This window comes from Photobacterium obscurum, assembly GCF_026191635.1.
Classification (GTDB): Bacteria; Pseudomonadota; Gammaproteobacteria; order Enterobacterales; family Vibrionaceae; genus Photobacterium; species Photobacterium obscurum.
This window is the reverse complement of sequence record NZ_JAKRRW010000041.1, coordinates 1-16,411: the sequence shown is the minus strand read 5'-3', so window position 1 is coordinate 16,411 and position 16,411 is coordinate 1. Positions and strand designations below refer to the sequence as shown.

The window sequence follows — 16,411 nt, the reverse complement described above, 5'->3', positions numbered from 1 at the left end:
AGAGGTTATGCTCTAACCAAGACACTTCGAATAAGGAAAAGTATCTCACTTCACAAAAATACTGTTCGGCTGGTATCGTGATTGAAACAGCTTCGCTTGAAAACGGGAAACTCTGAATATTTAATTTTTCATTCAAGTTTTAAAATACAAGAAATGGTTATTACTTATGTATATTCGCTATTTTTTTGTATCATTGAATTATCACATTTTGACCACTTCACGGCCGTTAATTTGAGATTTCCTTATCTCCAAATGGACTAATTCTGCTTGATGCTAGGAGTAAGGGGGAAAGACCCCATTTCTATCCGAGTATTGTCGGACTACTGATCATTAAAGTAGGTAGCTAATTATCTAAGTTTTCAATTATCAGCTATTTTTGTCCGAACGGAGATGCCAAATACCCGCCGCAATCAACAGGCCAATCACAACAACCACATTTAGAGTAAAAGACTGCTCTATTGCCGCTTCACCCAAATACGCTAATAAAAAGCAGGCCGGAAGGATACCCACCGCTGTAGCAAGCAGAAAGCGTCCATAACTCAATACGGTAACCCCAGCGACATAACTCACCAGATCAAAAGACATGAAGGGCATCAGCCTAGTCACCATAACCAACCACATAAGCCGCTTCTGATCTCCCAGCTTCCAGTCCGGAAAGCGTTGATCCAACCAGGCATGGGCAGCCTGAAGCCCCAGTACTCTGGCCACTCCAAAGGCGGCTGATGCCCCTATTAGCGAACCGACAAAGACATAAATAGTACCTTCAAAATGTCCGTAGATAGCACCAGCAGCCATGGCTATGGGAGCACTGGGCAAAGGGCTGAACACGATTGCTGTTGCTATGGCTGCAATGATGACCAGTGGCCCAGCCATACCTGAGTGCTTTACGACCTCGACAATTCTTTGAGGATCCCAAGCGAGAGACTGCGGCATGCTGAAGTGATACAGCCAAACCCATAGAAGAAATAGGGCGATTACAATAATAATCAGAAGGTAGTAAAGGAGTGATTTTCCCGATTTCATAAGAATCTAATACTCCTTGGCAAGTTGTCCTGTAGTGAACGACAGCATGCTTGGCATTGAAATATGATTGGGCTACATAGCATCTCCTCTAAGGTGCAAGGAAAAGTGATTCTACCGCAAGCTAAATCGCAACCAATTAGTCCCTTTTGGGTATTGTTTTTATAGATGTGTGATCAACTCGACCTTTATGAGTTTCATTACCTTGAATACCGATACAGGCAAATTATCCTTTGTATGAATGCAATGAACATATTTTTGTGTGTCATGGAATTTAAAGATTGATTGAATCAAGAGTTCATAAACTTGATGAAGGAGTTGCGGAGGAACTTGCCGATTTGTCACGTCTAATGCAAGTCTAAATTTAAGCACTGCTACACAGAATACAACAGGCACAAACTAAACTCAAAATGTCCAGAAAAAGGAGAGCAAAATGACAGTTACGTGTCGTAAGTTTTGTATACTACCAATCCTCGGTGTCTTCGCTGCTTTGGTTTTACTGCCAACCTATAGTGATCCTGCCAGCGCTCAATCACAGCCAGCGTGTTGCAACGATAGATGGAACCCCAAGTGGACTCAGCGCGAAATGTGGGGGCCAGGTATGATGAATCCTGGGCAGCGACAGAGAATGACAAGACATTGGACTTTTATGCATTCAAGCATTCCACAAGAATATCGAAATGTAAGAAACCCGTTTGTACAAGAGCCTGATGTAGTGCGAAAAGGTGGCGAATTGTACCGACAGAAGTGTTCGACTTGTCATGGTGCACAAGGTATGGGTGATGGAGAGATTGCTAATTCACTAAATCCTTCTCCAGCACTTCTGGCGTATATGATCCAGATGCCCATGGCAGTGGATGAATATTTACTTTGGTCAATATCTGAGGGTGGAAAAGCCTTCGGAACAGCCATGCCAGCATATAAAGGCCAGCTATCACGGAGTGAGATGTGGAAGATTATCACATTTATGCGAGCAGGATTCCCTTCAGATACTCAAAGTATTAAGAAATAGTTGAGTACTAGAATGGTCAAAGAGTCTTTGAGAGCGACCGTGGAGTTGTGTGCACTATTGTTCATACTTTCTATAGGGTAATGTAAGTCCAATGTCCCTGCCGTCTCTCCTAATGTAGGAAGCTTATCAGCTGTGACATTTCTGATTGGGGACAACACAAGTCTATTCACATGTACATTTTAAAAGTAGGCTTTTTAACGTTTTGGGGCAGAAGTTGCTCTTAAGCAGTGGCCCTGTTCGCCATGAGGGCGGTTTCCTTGCCAGAAATACTGGTACAGCTTCTAAGGGAAATTCAGGCAGGGAAGATAAAGCCCCAAGGGGGCTTTTGAAAGTTACCCGAAATGAATGCGTGGATTTGAATCCGTCAGTTGCTTCTTAATCCATCGCTCATACTCATCGGCGTCACCCAGGCAATCAACATACGCCGTCACACAAACGCTGGATTTGTACGAATACATAACCGATTGAACCAAGAAGTAATACCCGTCCACCTCGATCACATCGCCGGTGCGCGGGACAAAATCCATTTTAAGGCTATCAAAGATATCGTTTTTCAGCTTGTCACCATCAAGTTGCAGCAGGATCACGTCAAAAATTGACGGTTTAGTCTGTTTATCCATAATAATCACCTTTACACAAATCAACTGCTCACATATTAACTTGGGGCGCTCAGGGGAAAGCTCAAGGCTCGATAGGAAAATTCAGAATCTACGGAAAATTCCTTATGGCTCCCCAGCAGAGCAAACTGTCTTATCTCACTATGGGATATTTTCAATTTATAATCTATGCTCTAAATCGGACATTTTAGATAAGAAAAAGTGTTTCAAATTATCAAGTTCGGCTCTACAACTACCAATATTGAGATTCGCACAGTAACGTTCAATAACGAGAAAATAAATGCGCTATAAAATGAGTACTATCAAGTAAAACTGACGATTCTGTCAAATGAACCTATTTGCAATATAACGTAGCACTCCCCCTGCATTAAAATAATCAAGTTCTCGTTGATTATCAATTCGAAGTACCGCAGAGATTTGTTGTTCATAACCCTCTGCTTTTCGGAGCATTATTTTGACATCTTGGCGTGGGCTAAGATTATGGTTTAAAGCGATTGAAACTGTTTCGTTCCCTTTTAACAACAAGGATTCGATCCCGCCTGGCGATACAATTTGAAGTGGCAAAATTCCCATGCCCACCAGATTACTTCGATGAATCCGCTCGAAGGACTCGGCAATCACCGCCCTTACATTCAGTAACAGGCAGCCTTTGGCGGCCCAGTCACGGCTGGATCCCGTACCATATTCTTTGCCGGCGAAGACCACTAACGGTATGTTATCAGCAATCGCATACTGGCTCGCTTCATACATCGAGATCACTGGCGGCTGCTCAGTTGAGGGCGAGCTGTCACAATAATTTGAATCATGCGCACCAAAATAGCGTGTGACACCTCCAATTTGCGGCGCAACTATTTTGTTCTGGATTCGCCGGTTGGCAAACGTGCCGCGTACCATCACCTCATGATTCCCTCGACGCGCACCATAGCTGTTAAATTCCCGCGGTGACACATGATGAGAGATTAAATACTGTCCGGCAGGACTTTGCTCTGTGATCTGACCTGCGGGAGAAATATGATCGGTAGTTATAGAATCACCGAGAAGAGCTAATATTCGGGCGAACTGAATAGGCAGATGGCCGATCTCTCGTTCAAAAAATGGCGGACGCTGAATATAAGTTGACGCAGGATCCCAAGGGTAACAAATGCTATCCTTCATTGTTAAGTTTTGCCAACGGTTATCGCCTTTCTCTATGTCCTTGTAACTGAGCCTGAACTGATTATGTGTCACTTGGCGCAAAGCATTGTCGAGCATCGCTTTGGTTGGCCATAAGTCACGTAAATAAATGTCTTCACCTTCATAGTTTTTTGCGATGGGCTCTTTTTGTAAATCAATGCGCGTATGTCCAGCCAGCGCAAAGGCAATAACAAGCGGAGGGGATGCCAGCCAGTTGAGGCGAACGGCTGGGTGTATTCGTCCCTCGAAATTTCGGTTACCCGAGAGCACCGCGCAGACGCTCAGCTGTTGTTGTTCGATGTCAGCTTCAAGCTGGCCGTTGAGCGGACCTGAATTACCGATGCAGGTTGTACAACCAAAACCGACGCGTTGAAATCCCAAGAGATCTAGATAAAGTTGTAGCCCCGTATCATCCAAGTATCGCGCAACAGCCTGAGAGCCGGGTGCCAGTGATGTCTTCACATGAGCGGGCACTGATAACCCTTTTTCAACCGCCGCCTTTGCAAGCAGACCTGCTGTTAACATTACCGTGGGGTTGGAGGTGTTGGTGCAAGAAGTGATTGCCGCAATCACAACATCTCCATGTGTTAGGGTATGAGGCGATTCACCATGATAGTTATCATCGGTGGCTTTCTGTCCCATTAACTCAATATGTTCTTGTGTTTTTTGTTTTATCGCGCTCAATGCAAGGCGATCCTGCGGTCGCTTCGGGCCGGCTATTGAGGCTTCAATGGCAGATAAGTCAACGTATACACTCTCTGCATAAACAGGACTGGGGGTATCGGCGTCACACCACAATCCCTGTGCCATCGCGTAGGCTCGCACTCTTTCTATTAGTGACTGTGGGCGGTTGGTTAGCTGCAAATACGCAATGACTTTTTCATCCACCGGAAAAAGTCCGCAGGTCGCACCGTACTCAGGCGCCATATTCGACAGGGTCGCCCGATCTGCGACCGTCAGATTTAATACGCCGGAGCCATAAAATTCAACATACTTACCGACAACACCGTACGCTCTCAACTGTTCGGTTATGGTTAGCACAAGGTCTGTTGCGGTTATCCCCTCTTTCAACGCCCCGTCCAGCTTGACACCGACAATATGGGGAATATTCAAGATTATAGGCTGACCGAGCATCGCTGCTTCGGCTTCTATTCCACCGACACCCCAGCCGAACACACCCAATCCATTAACCATGGTCGTATGACTGTCAGTTCCAACCAGAGAGTCGGGGATCAGCACACCTTGTTCATCCCGGACAACCTGTGCCAAATATTCCAGGTTCACCTGGTGACAAATCCCCCTCCCTGGAGGAATTATTGTAAGATTATGAAATGCACTTTGCGCCCATTTGAGGAACTGGTATCGCTCCTGATTTCGTCGCATTTCCTGTTGCCGGTTGGCAATTAATGCCGAATGTTTACCCGCTTGTTCGGCAATCACCGAGTGGTCAATAACCAGATCAACCGCACAGATAGGGTTAATACGCTGCGGGTCACCGCCGGCCTGATAGACCGCATCCCGCATTGCAGCCAAGTCAACCAATGCCGGAACACCAGTATAATCTTGCATCAAAACCCGGCTGGGATAAAAAGACAGTTCAATGTCATCATCCGCTCCATATTTTCCCGAGCAAAGTGCCGAGATAACCGCTGAAGTCGTAGCATGATCTTCATAGTGCCGCATGACATTTTCAAGAAACAGCCGGGTAACCAGCGGCAGATGAGTCAAGTCGATTTGATAATCATTTGCCAGTGTTTTCAGTGACCAGTAATCATGTTCTTCGCCGCTGAAAGTCAGTGACTGAAGATATCGTTGACGCCATGCATGTTCATTATCGGGGATCATCGTCATTTCCTCAGCAATCACACATTCAAGACTGCGGTTGCTTTATCCTGGCTGAGCGAGACCTATATCTCACCTTGATTGTGCAAATCATCGCGCTTCAAAAGCCAGCTTAATAATGCGATTCCTATCAGCGCAGAAAATAGCGAGGCCGATAAGATTCCAAGCTTAGCGGCGTTGACCAGCGAAGGACTCAAAGCCAAATGGGCAATAAAGAGCGACATGGTGAAACCTATTCCGGCAAGCATGCCGCCCGCTAATAGATACGGCCAATGTAGATCGGGCGGTCGTATTGCCAGGCCGGTACATACCGCCAACCCGCTGAATAAGACAATACCGACCGGTTTTCCTACTACGAGACCGGCAAAAACCGCAGCATATAAGGAACCAGACATTTCAGAAAAAGAAATCGGGACACCAGCATTAGCAAAGGCAAACAAAGGCATCACCACAAAGCCTATCCATGGATGAAGTAACATTTCTAATCGCTCTACCGGGGAAAGCCCTTCCCGCGCTGCCGCTTCAGCTGTTTTTAAGATTTTTCGGTCGATACCATGAACACCCTGCTGGCTTGGCGCTGGCACCACACATTCCATAATCGTCAGTAAACGCGCTTCGCTGACCCAACGTTCGGTTGGGGTCAACAGTCCCAATATCACCCCGGTCACGGTTGGGTGCACTCCGGAGGCATCGACTGCAAGCCAAATGAGACCACCAACTAACAAGTACACCGCAATATTGCGTACACCAAGGACCGCCATGATTTTAACGACCACAAATCCGATTACCGCGAGTCCAATATAACGAAAATGAATGTCTTCACCGTAACCGACGGCCACTACGACGATGGCACCTATGTCATCAATAATCGCTAGCGAAAGCATAAATACCCGTAAACTTTTCGGTATACGGGGGCCTAGCAGGGTCAGGCAGGCTATAACAAATGCGGTATCTGTTGCCATCACAATTCCCCACCCATTCTGCCCTGGCTGACCCAACTGAAAAGCCAGATAGAGTGATGCTGGGATCAACATACCACCCACCGCACCCGCTATAGACAGCATAGCTAAGCGCGGTTTTCTCAATTCTCCTAAAACGATTTCACGTTTAAGCTCCAGTGCCACCAAGAAGAAAAATAAAGTCATCAGTGCATCATTGATCCACTCCCGTAACGAGCGATTAAACTCAATTGTGCCCGCAGTGATCCCTACGTGAACGTCCCATATTGACAGGAATGTTTCTGCCCAAGGGGAATTAGACAGAATCAGAGCCGTAATAGTAAAAAAGAGTAGCACTGAACCTGCCGCGGCTTCGATGCGCAGAAATCGCGTCATAGGTTGGGTTAGCCAGTCAACATACTCTTTGGGCAGTTGCGTGGGATGTCCTCGTTCATGGGGTTGGAAAGCTGCTTTTTTCATTGTTTTTCCGGCGCCAGTTTGATCGCTTTAGGTGGATATACCCCCTTCAGAAACTTAAACAAGTCACTCTCGGTTGATAGTACCAACGTGGTATTTTCTGCCATGATTGACTGGTAGGCTTGCATTGTGCGCGTAAATTCATACAAACTTACCGCCTGCAAATTTTGATTATAAGACTGCGCATATATCTCTGCGGCTTTAGCGTCGGCCAAACCTCGTATCTCTTCCACCTGGCGATAGGCTTCGGATTGTATTTTATTTAAATCACGTACACGATTACCTCGGATTCTGGCTGCCTCGCCATACCCTTCGGAAAGAAAGAGCTCGGCAATTTGGCGGCGTTCACTGATCATGCGATCATATATTTTGGGTCTTACGCTTGCATTATAGTTAATGCGCTTAAAGCGGATATCCAATAGTTCAATACCAAAGACTTGGACTTTCTCTGCTGCTGCGGTAAATATTTCGTCCTCGATTACCTGGCGTCCTTTTTGGATCGGCACCAAATTTCCCAGAGTTAAGTCGCGTTCAGCCTCAATTAACAGGGCATCACGTAAAGGCTGTCGAGTTTTGGTGGTTCGGATGATTTCAATCAATTCATGTTTTGCCACCGCATTGCGGGTTTCACTGCCCAAAATGTCATCCAGCCGAGACTGAGCACTGCGTTCATCTCGTAAACGGAGAAAATACTGTAAGGGATCGGTTATTCGCCAGCGCGCAAATAAGTCGACTGATATATACAGCTTATCTTTTGTCGGCATATCGGAGGGATCACCATCCCACTCCAGTACGCGTTTATCGATAGCGTTGACTTCTTGTATAAATGGCATTTTTACCTTGAGTCCTGCTTCCGTTATCGGCTGACCTACTGGTTTACCAAACTGGGTAATAATGACCTGCTCGACCTCACTAACGGTATAAAGTGCCCCCTTTATAACCAATGCGACCAAGACGAGAATAGCAAGAGCAATTAATGGTCTGGCCTTTTTCATGGTTGCTCACCTTGATTTGCCTTAAGATCGAGAAAAGGTAAAATGCTGCGGGTGTGTTCATCAATAATAATCTTTGAATGAATTTGGGGTAAAATCGTCTGCATCGTTTCAATATAGATTCGCCGGCGTGTCACTTCTGGTGCTTTGCTGTACTGGCTCAACAAGGCATTGAACCGGGCAGCATCACCTTCTGCCTCATTAATTCTTTTCAGCCGGTAGCCATCTGCTTCTCGAATCCGTTGATCCTTTTCGCCTTCTGCCAAAGGAATTACTTTGTTGTAATCTCTACGTGCCTCGTTAATGAGTTTTTCTTTTTCTTGTTGGGCCTGATTGACTTCATTAAATGATTCCTGGACAGGCCTAGGCGGATTAATGTTCTTGAGCTGAACCTGATCAATATTGATCCCCATTGCATATTTCGTCGCAAGTATCTGCATTTTAACAAGCGCTTCTGATTCAATTTCCTGCCGGCCAATTGTAATGACTTCATCAACGGTACGATCGCCGACGACTTCCCTCATTACGGACTCTGAGACATCGCGAAGGGTGGCACTTGGTGAGCGGACTTCGAATAAAAACTTAATGGGCTCGGCAATACGATACTGAACTACCCATTCAACCAACGCGGCATTTAAATCGCCGGTAACCATCTGGGTTTCTAGCTCACCATTATGCTCGGCAGAACGTTGGTATGGATCATTCGCTCCCGGCGTGGTAAAGCCAAACTCTTGTTTTAATTGACGCTTGACAGGAACAACTGTCGCAGTATCGACACCGAGTGGTAGTTTGAAATGTAACCCCGGCTGTATGACTAAATGGAATTTACCAAATCGTTGTACGACAGCCACGGAATCACTGGGGACGGTGTAGACAGCCTGCCAAAAACTCATCGCCACTATGATGAAGAATACCAACCCGGCAATACTTCTTAGGTCGCCATGGGGAAGAAACTGTTTGATTGTTCTCGCGCGTTTTTTAATATTCTCGCCCACGCTGGCTGGAGGGAGCTCCCCATTCCCTAAAGGGTCTTCAGGTGGGGGATTATCATTAGACGATGACATGATCGTTGCCTTAGGCTTTTGGTAAAATGCCAAATTATTAGTAAAGCTTGGTTCGCTTTGGATGATCTTTCAAGCTGGCTGGTGAAATAAAGTGGGAACACAGTAAGTCCTAATCAACTTCCCATTAGGCATAATTAATCTCAATGTATGACCATCACAATCCATTTGAATTGTTTGGGTATTTACCTTTATGCGACCGTCCGAACAATACTAAAAAACCCGCCAGGGCAGAAAATACAGACGCTGACAATATCCCCAATTTTGCGTCATTGAGTAGATCAGAACTGAAAGCCAAATTGGCAATGAACAGTGCCATCGTGAAGCCAGTACCAGCCAGTAGGCTACCGCCAGCCAATAACTTCCAGTTGAGGTCCAACGGGAGTATCGCTATTCCCGTCCGTACAGCCAGCCAACTGAATCCAAATACCCCCAATGGCTTGCCAAGCGCAAATCCCATAAAAACAGCCATAGTGACGGGGTTACCAAAGTCAGACGAAGATACCTGAATTCCGGCATTGGCAAATGCAAATAATGGCAAGATGACGAACCCAACCCATGGATGAAGCACCATTACCAGCCTTTCAACCGGAGACAGCGTTCCATGTGCTGCAGCTTCTGCCATTTGCAATGCCTTCCGTCCTTCGGTATCCGACTCCCAATGTTCATCGGGCGGATACGCGACAACGTTAGCTAAAATGGCGTGCAAACGTTCACCGCTTACCCACTTTTCCGTCGGTGTCATCAAACCTAGTATGACACCGGTAACTGTTGCATGTATCCCAGACGCATCCACCAAAATCCACAGCACCCCGCCGACTAAAGAATAAATAGAAACGTTACGAATACCAAGCAGGCCCATTCCGCGAATAATGACTATACCAACCACGGCTAAGACAAGTACTTCCCATCGGAGGCTATTGCCGTAGCTAATGGCGACCACCAGCACAGCGCCGATATCGTCCACAATCGACATAGACAGCATAAATATGCGCAAACTATGGGGAATACGTGTCCCTAATAACCCTAAACAACCGATGACAAAAGCAGTATCAGTCGCCATCACTGTACCCCAGCCATTCTCGCCGGGTTGACCCGACTGCAACATGAGATACAGAGCAGCAGGCACGAGCATACCGCCAAAAGCCGCTATGATAGACAATGCAGCAATGCGCGGGTGTTTCAACTCCCCCAGAACAAGCTCCCGCTTGAGTTCCAAAGCCACAAGAAAAAAGAACAGAGTCATTAAGGCATCGTTTATCCATTCACGAAGTGAACGGACGAATATTAACGAGCCGACATTAATACCCATCGGCGTTTCCCAAACCGCAAGGAAAGCATCCCCCCACATTGAGTGGGACAAAACTAGTGCGATAAGAGTAAACAACAGAAGAACCAGGCTCGCAGAAGCTTGAATATGCAAAAAACGTTTAATCGGCTTGGTAAATTTATCAATCAAATCCTGCGGAAGCTGAGGGATTTCTGTCTTATTTTGCTGACCATTTTCCATGCTGACTTCTACCGTCTAGCTCACCAACTTATGATTAAAGTGCTCTGTGAAATAACCTATCAAGGCGGATAGACAAAGCTAATGCGGTAAATCTTATTTTTGTTTAGAGCGGGTGAAGCCGCCGTAGAGATCGAGCCGGCGGTGGCGCAGGTTAGTTACCGAACCCTCTGTATTGAGGTATTTGAGTTTGTCGAGTTCGACATCGGCAAATATAATCATTTCGGTGTTTGGACTAGCCTCGGTGATTGTTGCATCGTGGGGGAAATAAATGTCGGACGGAGAAAATACGGCTGACTGCGCATACTGTATGTCGACATTATTAACCCTTGGTAAGTTGCCGACACTACCCCCTATCGCAACGTAGCATTCGTTTTCGATTGCTCTTGCCTGTGCACATAGCCTGACTCGCAAGTAGCCATTTTTGGTGTCCGTCCAGAAAGGCACGAACATGATTTGCACGCCTTGTTCTGACAGCATTCGTCCCAGCTCAGGAAATTCTGCATCGTAGCAGATTAGGATGCCGACCCGCCCTGCGTCTGTCTCAAATACCTTCACCTTGTCACCACCATCAATGACCCAGTCTCGCTGTTCATGGGGGGTAATATGGATTTTATACTGCTCGTCTATGCAGCCATCACGATGTAGTAGGTAAGCAATGTTATACAGACGGCCGTCTTTCGTTACAGGCATGCTCCCTGAGATAATATTGATATTGTACGTGACCGCCAGCTGCGAAAAACGTTGCTTAATTTCTTCACTAAATTCGCTCAAAAGCCGAATGGCCTCTACCGAACTTTGCTCTGGCCACAGTCCCATCAGTGGTGCATTGAAAAATTCAGGAAAAAGCGCAAAGTCAGATTGATAGCCAGAAAGAGACGAAACAAAGAACTCAGCCTGGTCAATCAAATCGTCTACTGAGACTATCATCCGCATTTGCCACTGGACAATACCTAGGCGCACCATCGTTTTCTCAGAATCAAGGATTGACGGAGCAACTTCATCATAGAAAACATTATCCCATTCCAGCAAGGTAGCATAGCCGCAGGACTTGGCGTCTTCTGGCAGGTAATGCTTCATCAATCGCTTAACATCAAAATCATTAGACTGCTGGAAAGACAGAATAGGGTCATGAAGTTCCTTTCGCTTGACCTTCTCTATATATTCGAGAACAGAGAGATGGTCAGCAACTTTATGGTAACCTGGAATCCGACCTCCGGCTAATATTGCTTTCAGGTTAGTGTTTCGGCAGAGTTCCTTACGAGCATCGTAGAGACGCCGGCCGAGGCGCAGTCCTCGATAATCCGGGTGTACAAACACATCCAGCCCGTATAAAGCATCACCATTGGCTTGGTGCTGAATCACATTTTTCTCAGAGATAATATCGGTGTAGGTATGGTTAAGTGAAAAGCGATTGTAATCAACCTTGATGGTTAGAGCTGCTCCCACGATCTTGCCACTATCTTCGATACAGATCTGGCCGTCGGGAAATTGATGGATCAAATCCATAATCGTCATTCGCGGCCACGCCCCGCCTACATCCTCAAATACCAAGTTCATCAAGGCGGCCAGTTCATCATAATCACCTGGTTCAATAGTACGAAGGTTTAACAAGGGAGTATTGGTATCCATTCTCACTCTCTCAGTGTTTATCGGGAGACGATTCAGCAAAGAGGTTTTGTTACCGAATACCTACCGGCTGAATCAAACATCCGCAGTGCTCAGATTATATACAGTATGTATCAAAGAATGGGGGGACGGGCATTTTTAATTGTTCAGAACCTCTCACGTTTAGAAGAAAATGCCGTGCTCAGTCGCCATAGTACTTCTTGCCATGGAAAATCTATATGAAAGTGAGGAAAGACAATATTCACCCTTTGATTTTCAATTAAATCGGCTTTATTCAGTTTCGGTTTATTATTCAAGCTGGCTTAGCATATCAACCGCGTCGCTGATATGCACTTTATCTCAAATATTTCCGATAACGACCCAAACAAATAGTGATATACAAGATGCTCCTCGGGCACATATAAGTTCAGCATTGTTCCTTTCTTTATTCATTTAAAATCAATAGATTCATGGGATAACAGAAATGCAGCAGATTACACTTCGGTATGATCACTCCATATTTGCCTAATAATTAAATTATTCCTTTTACGCTCATAACCCACAGCACAACAACATCTTTGCCCTTGATAGACCCCTTTAACGACAAGATTACTGGAAGCTTTACTGCCCCCTCCTAAGTCGTAAACTTTTAATGTTCCTTCAAAGCCAGCTTTTTTCAATTGTGCGGTTATTCTCTTCTGCTCTTCATTTTTAATCACATGGCTAAGCATATAAAAAACAGCTATATTTTCCATTACTTCCCTTTATGCAGCTATAATTAGCAACATTAGCCGCTACATAACTATAAGTTTAGGTGCATTTAAGCGCAGTAAACGCTATAAATTCAAAAATGACACCTTTAGGGTTTAATCAATACGTTATGATCATGTTTTATCCTTTCAATTCTCATCGATGAACTTATATTTTGCTGGGCGGGGTGCGCGAGGTTACCTGGGTGCTTTAGCGGTCATAGCTAAAAGTTCTTCTGGGTCAATACCGTCTGACAATAGCATTTTACGATATGCTTCTGATTTTTCTTCTTGTTGCTACTCCATTGTCATCGATTCACGTGAAAAAGCTCGTAAACTGCGAAAATTCATTAATAGCTCTATAACGTCTACCATGAACAAAGGACCTCCACTGGCAGCCCCTTAACTGTATCAAGCTAATTAAAAGAGATTAGAAAATGTATCGCAAATCAGCATTAACAGCCTGTGAATGAGTTTTAGCACTAACTGATAATGAGGCAAAAGTGAGTTACCTCCATGTAGGCAGAGAGACAAAGCAACACAGAAGTACAACAGAGCCTCAAATATACAGTGCTGTTGTAGCCGATTATTACGAGTAGAAAAAGGAGCCGAAGCTCCATTTAGATAATCAATTGATACTGCCTAGATACGCGCACAGTGAAAAGATAGATAACAATACCGGTACACCAATCTCTAAAGCGTGGAACCTTAGCTGTTGTTGGATAGAATAACCTCTAACGTGTTTTTCAAAACGCTGAATTCTTTCTATATCTCTTGCAAATCCTGAATCTACATTTACAACTTTCTCTAAAGACTCAACATGAGCAGAAACAACATCATCGGTTAAACCATACCTATCAACTTCATCCTTTAAAAACTTAGCTCTGTTTGTCATAACAGACGCAATTCGCTGTTCAATTGTAACGTCTGGCATGAAATGAGTAAAAGCGCATACATCAGAAATAGCTTTTACATAGGTGTTCCCTGAAACAGGACCATCCAAACCTAAGTTTTCACCCGACAGTTTTAAACGCCACGCCCACCATTCATCCCAACAACGCCATAAGAAATGAAATAGTTGATAACCAACAGCAAGGCTTAAATACAACTTAACATCATTAATGCTTAAACCTGAGAGTGGGATACCAAGAAAGTTAATCGACTTCCCTGATTCAATGCCAACATGGTTATAGATAAGAATAAATAGCGCACAACTGAAGATAAGCAGATTACGACGGTACTTCACCGTTTGATCTGAGAACTCAATGAATGGCCTGTCTGTGAAAGTACCCATCATACCGCCTTACATATGGAGTGTAAGATTTTATGATCATCCAGGTACGCATATCAATGCAATGATTTGATGCAATTAAACATGAAAAAGGAGCCTAAGCCCCTTTTGTCGTCACCAATAACAATCACTCACTAGCCAGTGCCTTTACAATGTAATTGGGATCATAGATTGATTCACCATTATCGTCTTTTTCGCAATGAACACGAGCATAGCTAACTGTTCATCAATTGATGCTGTCATGGCCTGCCGCACTTCATCGGGAACATCATCGCCTTTTTCAATCAGCCAGTCATAGGCCTCTTGGTACTTTGGTGCATCTGCTTGGTTCCGAGCAAATCCGAGTCAAAGGAGACACGTTGGCTCGTTTATGTCGGATAGGCGACACTCGTTACCAAGTGTCGCCCTCCTAAGAACCGTACGTGCAACTTTCACTGCATACGGCTCAAGCCTCCACTAAGGCGTATTACGTTACCCAGCAACCCTAAATAGCAGTTAGAGCAGGATCAAACCAAGAGTGACGGCTTTCCTTTTTCGGTTTCCTCTTCGCCAAGTAATCTTGGTATTGAGGATCGAACGGTGTTGCTACGCTCCTGATTTTCACATGCCTTTTAATTGGCGTTTTAGCGATTTGAACCAAATTGTAGTGACAGTCCATATTGGCAATTTTCTGCCAACCATGAAACTGCCAGCCACCGCTACGATTCATGTAGTATTTACGCCTAACCCAGTCTTTTGGTTTAGTTGGATGGCGTCTAACAGCCCATCGCCACAGCAACCAAAAGATTTGGTGACCTAGATAACCAAAAGTACGCTTTGCCACGCAATGACGATAGTAATTCGCCCAACCTTTCAGTTTTGGATTCAACAATCTGATGAGATCATTAACTGGCATGGTTGCGTGTTTCTTGATGAGTCCACGCAGGTTGCTCAAGAATGATAGTACGTTGCTCTTACTCGGTTTAATAAGTAGTTTGCCTTTGTACTTCCTTAGGTTGAAACCAAGGAAATCAAAACCATCATTGATATGAGTTATGTGCGTTTTCTCTTCTGAGAGCGTCAAGCCTCTTTCTTTCAGGAAATCAATGAGCCGTGGCTTTACTTCATTTATGAGGACATCTTCCGATGTGCCTGTTATCACGAAGTCATCAGCATAACCGATAAAATGGACTCTATCGCCAGTTTTACTAGCTACTTCCTTTACAAGTTTTTCTAAGCCTGCAAGTGTCAGTAGCATAAGAGTTGGGGAGATAATACCGCCTTGCGGTGTACCTTCCGATGTACGATAGAACAAGCCTTTATCGATATAACCAGAGCTAAGCCATTGCTTCAGCATCCGTTTGTCTAATTGGATATTTTCAATTAGCCATTCATGCCCAATCTTGTCGAAGCAAGCCTTAATATCCCCCTCCAAAACCCAGCGACCTGAACGCTTTAGACACAGACACTTGAAGCATTGTGAAATAGCATCAGCTGTACTGCGATTAGGGCGAAAACCGTAGCTGTTTGGATCGGCTAATGTTTCAGAAATAGGCTCCAAGGCAAGAAGGTATAACGCTTGTTGCGCTCTATCTATCATGCATGGGATGCCTAAAGGTCTGAGTTTGCCATTCTTCTTTGGGATATAAATGCGTCTGAGCGGTTTAGCTCGATAACCTTTTCGGCTCAATTGATTTACTGCGGCCATTCGACGTGCATCCGTGTTCCAGATGACCTTCGCAGACCGCTTTCCCATAGGGAGATATACAGGCTTACCCTGTTCCGTATGTCGCGCAAAATATCAGGTTAGATGCCCACTATAGTGCGGAGAGTACAATGATCACGAAAGAGTACTGTCCAACTTCTTTCCGACTCTCATTGCCATTTTGGCCACAGCGTATTAACCACTTCCGCTGCTTCGTCATATAACGCGCCTTACGTGGATTCACATACGTTCATCATACTGACACCCTAGCACTTACCCGAATTGTGGTTTTCAGGAGGAACCTCCTCTCACGATTTGGTTCCCATTCAGTCTAATGACTGAATTTCGTTACATTGTCGGATTCGCTGCTTTATTCAGAATCCTAGGGTCATCTGGTGATACAGATGGTTCACTCATTATGTGGTGAACAACGCTTCATA

The 16,411-nt window shown here is 45.0% G+C and carries 11 protein-coding genes and 1 pseudogene; 1 reads left to right on the top strand and 11 read right to left on the bottom strand.

The window, feature by feature from the left end:
• Positions 1-366: 366 nt before the first annotated feature.
• A complete protein-coding gene (locus MD588_RS25660) occupies positions 367-1,023 on the bottom strand; it encodes a TVP38/TMEM64 family protein (RefSeq protein ID WP_265700788.1) in 657 nt (218 codons plus the stop codon).
• Positions 1,024-1,621: 598 nt separating this feature from the next.
• On the opposite strand from MD588_RS25660, the gene MD588_RS25655 reads away from it, so the two are divergent.
• Positions 1,622-2,032 carry a c-type cytochrome gene (locus MD588_RS25655; RefSeq protein WP_160653760.1) on the top strand — a complete coding sequence of 137 codons (411 nt, stop codon included), beginning with the start codon at positions 1,622-1,624 and terminating at the stop codon, positions 2,030-2,032.
• 332 nt (positions 2,033-2,364) lie between these two features.
• On the opposite strand, the gene MD588_RS25650 is transcribed toward MD588_RS25655, so the two are convergent.
• The 10 genes and pseudogenes from MD588_RS25650 to ltrA all read right to left on the bottom strand — a co-directional run.
• Positions 2,365-2,652, bottom strand: coding sequence for a hypothetical protein (locus tag MD588_RS25650; protein ID WP_075764634.1), 288 nt, complete (start codon positions 2,650-2,652; stop codon positions 2,365-2,367).
• 321 nt (positions 2,653-2,973) lie between these two features.
• Positions 2,974-5,667, bottom strand: coding sequence for an aconitate hydratase AcnA (gene acnA, locus MD588_RS25645; protein ID WP_265700786.1), 2,694 nt, complete (start codon positions 5,665-5,667; stop codon positions 2,974-2,976).
• A gap of 62 nt (positions 5,668-5,729) precedes the next feature.
• The gene (nhaA, locus tag MD588_RS25640; RefSeq protein ID WP_265700785.1) at positions 5,730-6,998 is read right to left on the bottom strand and encodes a Na+/H+ antiporter NhaA; all 1,269 of its coding nucleotides are present in this window, start codon (positions 6,996-6,998) and stop codon (positions 5,730-5,732) included.
• A gap of 80 nt (positions 6,999-7,078) precedes the next feature.
• On the bottom strand, positions 7,079-8,074 hold the full coding sequence (gene hflC, locus MD588_RS25635; RefSeq protein WP_265700784.1) for a protease modulator HflC: 996 nt from the start codon (positions 8,072-8,074) through the stop codon (positions 7,079-7,081).
• Entirely contained in the window at positions 8,071-9,135 is a 1,065-nt protein-coding gene (gene hflK / locus MD588_RS25630; RefSeq protein WP_265700782.1) for an FtsH protease activity modulator HflK, read from the bottom strand. Before hflK ends, hflC begins: the two co-directional genes overlap by 4 nt.
• Before the next feature lie 154 nt (positions 9,136-9,289).
• The gene (gene nhaA / locus MD588_RS25625; protein ID WP_265700781.1) at positions 9,290-10,642 is read right to left on the bottom strand and encodes a Na+/H+ antiporter NhaA; all 1,353 of its coding nucleotides are present in this window, start codon (positions 10,640-10,642) and stop codon (positions 9,290-9,292) included.
• A 93-nt stretch (positions 10,643-10,735) separates the two neighbouring features.
• Positions 10,736-12,271, bottom strand: a complete 1,536-nt coding sequence (locus MD588_RS25620; RefSeq protein ID WP_265700780.1) for a bifunctional GNAT family N-acetyltransferase/carbon-nitrogen hydrolase family protein — start codon at positions 12,269-12,271, stop codon at positions 10,736-10,738.
• 470 nt (positions 12,272-12,741) lie between these two features.
• Positions 12,742-13,002, bottom strand: coding sequence for a hypothetical protein (locus MD588_RS25615; RefSeq protein WP_265700779.1), 261 nt, complete (start codon positions 13,000-13,002; stop codon positions 12,742-12,744).
• 622 nt (positions 13,003-13,624) lie between these two features.
• On the bottom strand, positions 13,625-14,290 hold the full coding sequence (locus MD588_RS25610) for a hypothetical protein (protein ID WP_265700778.1): 666 nt from the start codon (positions 14,288-14,290) through the stop codon (positions 13,625-13,627).
• Positions 14,291-14,771: 481 nt separating this feature from the next.
• Positions 14,772-16,001: pseudogene (ltrA, locus tag MD588_RS25605) on the bottom strand (group II intron reverse transcriptase/maturase); the annotation flags it as partial.
• Between the last annotated feature and the right edge of the window lie 410 nt (positions 16,002-16,411).

Coding starts and splice junctions, on each gene's coding strand:
- MD588_RS25660 (WP_265700788.1), bottom strand. CDS start 1,023: ATGAAATCGGGAAAATCACTCCTTTACTACCTTCTGATTATTATTGTA.
- MD588_RS25655 (WP_160653760.1), top strand. CDS start 1,622: ATGATGAATCCTGGGCAGCGACAGAGAATGACAAGACATTGGACTTTT.
- MD588_RS25650 (WP_075764634.1), bottom strand. CDS start 2,652: ATGGATAAACAGACTAAACCGTCAATTTTTGACGTGATCCTGCTGCAA.
- acnA (WP_265700786.1), bottom strand. CDS start 5,667: ATGATCCCCGATAATGAACATGCATGGCGTCAACGATATCTTCAGTCA.
- nhaA (WP_265700785.1), bottom strand. CDS start 6,998: ATGACGCGATTTCTGCGCATCGAAGCCGCGGCAGGTTCAGTGCTACTC.
- hflC (WP_265700784.1), bottom strand. CDS start 8,074: ATGAAAAAGGCCAGACCATTAATTGCTCTTGCTATTCTCGTCTTGGTC.
- hflK (WP_265700782.1), bottom strand. CDS start 9,135: ATGTCATCGTCTAATGATAATCCCCCACCTGAAGACCCTTTAGGGAAT.
- nhaA (WP_265700781.1), bottom strand. CDS start 10,642: ATGGAAAATGGTCAGCAAAATAAGACAGAAATCCCTCAGCTTCCGCAG.
- MD588_RS25620 (WP_265700780.1), bottom strand. CDS start 12,271: ATGGATACCAATACTCCCTTGTTAAACCTTCGTACTATTGAACCAGGT.
- MD588_RS25615 (WP_265700779.1), bottom strand. CDS start 13,002: ATGGAAAATATAGCTGTTTTTTATATGCTTAGCCATGTGATTAAAAAT.
- MD588_RS25610 (WP_265700778.1), bottom strand. CDS start 14,290: ATGGGTACTTTCACAGACAGGCCATTCATTGAGTTCTCAGATCAAACG.